The sequence below is a fragment of the Streptococcus parasanguinis genome (assembly GCF_001578955.1).
Lineage (GTDB): Bacteria > Bacillota > Bacilli > Lactobacillales > Streptococcaceae > Streptococcus > Streptococcus parasanguinis_U.
Genome location: NZ_KQ969690.1, coordinates 437,103 through 439,151, shown reverse-complemented (window position 1 = coordinate 439,151; position 2,049 = coordinate 437,103). Strand labels below are relative to the sequence as shown.

Annotated in this window: 2 protein-coding genes and 1 tRNA gene; all 3 read right to left on the bottom strand. The window is 45.2% G+C overall.

Annotated features, from left to right (window positions below; genetic code table 11):
* Positions 1-270 precede the first annotated feature (270 nt).
* Positions 271-342, bottom strand: a tRNA-Arg gene (locus SPADD19_RS06000).
* Between the two features lie 42 nt (positions 343-384).
* A complete protein-coding gene (rplS, locus tag SPADD19_RS05995; protein ID WP_003016418.1) occupies positions 385-732 on the bottom strand; it encodes a 50S ribosomal protein L19 in 348 nt (115 codons plus the stop codon).
* A gap of 123 nt (positions 733-855) precedes the next feature.
* Positions 856-2,034, bottom strand: coding sequence for a chloride channel protein (locus SPADD19_RS05990; protein ID WP_241496522.1), 1,179 nt, complete (start codon positions 2,032-2,034; stop codon positions 856-858).
* Between the last annotated feature and the right edge of the window lie 15 nt (positions 2,035-2,049).

Genomic DNA, 2,049 nt, shown 5'->3' with positions numbered 1-2,049 from the left:
AAAAAAATGTACAAATCAATTTCTTAGATTTGATAATATGATGAACTATAAAATATACAAAATACCAATCCAGAATAATGTACAAAAAAAGTACATTTCTTAAAGAATGTACTTTATGCTTCTAATTCAGTTGTATCAATGGTTTAGCTCTAGTTTAGTCAATTGTACATAAATTTTTAGTTTTTGTTCGCTAACGTCCGTCCTCACCCAAGGAAAGTTTCTAAAGAGGGATTTCTATTCAATTAGAAAATCCCTCATCGTCATAAATTATGTCCCCTGCCGGAATCGAACCAGCAACTACTCCTTAGGAGGGAGTTGTTATATCCATTGAACTAAGGGGACCGATAAAAAAGAAGCGAGATCACTCCCGCCTCCTTGTTCGTCTTAACGACGGATTTCTTTAATACGAGCTGCTTTACCTTGCAATGCACGAAGGTAGTACAATTTCGCACGACGTACTTTACCGTAACGTACAACTTCAATCTTCTCTACACGTGGAGTGTGTACTGGGAATGTACGTTCAACACCGACACCGTTAGAGATTTTACGAACAGTGTACATTTCAGTGTGTCCTTGACCTTTACGAGCGATAACAACGCCTTCAAAGATCTGGATACGTTCACGAGTTCCTTCGACAACTTTCGCGTGTACACGAACAGTGTCACCAGGACGGAATGCAGGGATATCAGTACGAAGTTGACCTTCAGTCAAGCTTTGGATTAATGGATTCATTTTATTCTCCTATCTTCGTCAATCTTGAGGGACCTCCCTCAGCGGATAAACTGTATTTTTGTGCTTCCATTACGCACAGAAACTATCATATCAGATAATTTCAGGTTTGTAAAGCTCTTTTCTCTACTTTTTCGCAACTTTTTGACCGGAATAAATGCTCCACTCTTTTGGTAGGCAATAGGCGATAGCACAAGCGATGACAAAGAAAGGAAGATTGGCATAGCCAAAAACTTCTCCTCCAATCAAGATCGGTGCGAGCAAGGTCGTCGTCGCACTGCCAAAGACACTGGCATAACCGATAGCGGCCACGACTAAGACTGGTAGACCTAACATCGGAGCAAGAAAGACTCCAAGTGTAGCTCCGATCGCAAAGAGCGGGGTCACTTCTCCTCCTTGGTATCCAGCAGAGATCGTCACCACGGTAAAGAGGAGCTTCAAGATCCAGTCATAACTCTGCGCACTGCCCTGATGAAAAGCTACATCAATCAGATTGGTTCCAAGTCCACTGTATGTTCCGACCTTGGTCAGCTGGAGGGTCAAGAGGACCAAGCTAAGTCCAGCCCCTATAAGCGCAATCCGGATATAAGGATTAGGAAAAACTTGAGCGACCGTTTTCTTCAACCAGGAAAGGCTAACTGCAAAGAGTTTCCCAGCGAGTCCAAAAGCTAGGCCAAGAAGGGCAACTTTGATCAAGGTCTCTGGTGTCCAGCTCAGCGTTTCTCTTAGTGGCACAGCAAATTTTTCCAAGCCAAGGGCATGCGAGGTGAAGCTAGCCACGATCGAGGCGATGAGGGCAGGATAGAGAGCCATCAACTGCAACTCCCCAACTGTCAAGACTTCAAGGGCAAAGAAGGTTGCTGCCAGTGGCGTCTGAAAGAGCCCCGCAAAACCGGCTGCCATCCCAGTCATGAGAAAGATACGCGAAGCATCTGGAATCTTGATATGACGGGCAAAACGATGCGAAAGGGTCGCTCCGATCTGAACCGCTACACCTTCCCGACCGACCGAACCACCAAAGAGATGGCTCATCCAGGTCGTCAGCATGATCAAAGGTACCAAGACCAAGGGGATTTTCTCCTCACGCGCGTGTCCGACATCAAAGATGAGGCCCATCCCTTTTGAAGCCTTGCCACCAAAACGTTTATAAAGATAAACGATGACAAGCCCCGCTAAGGACAGGAAAAGAATCAAAGGCCAGTGCTGGCTTCGGAAATCGCCAATCAGGAGAAGACCTTGTCCAAAAATCATATCAATGGCACCGACCAAGAGACCAATGAAAAGAGCCATCCCTGTTAGGACCACATACTGTTGTACTTT

Coding starts and splice junctions, on each gene's coding strand:
- rplS (WP_003016418.1), bottom strand. CDS start 732: ATGAATCCATTAATCCAAAGCTTGACTGAAGGTCAACTTCGTACTGAT.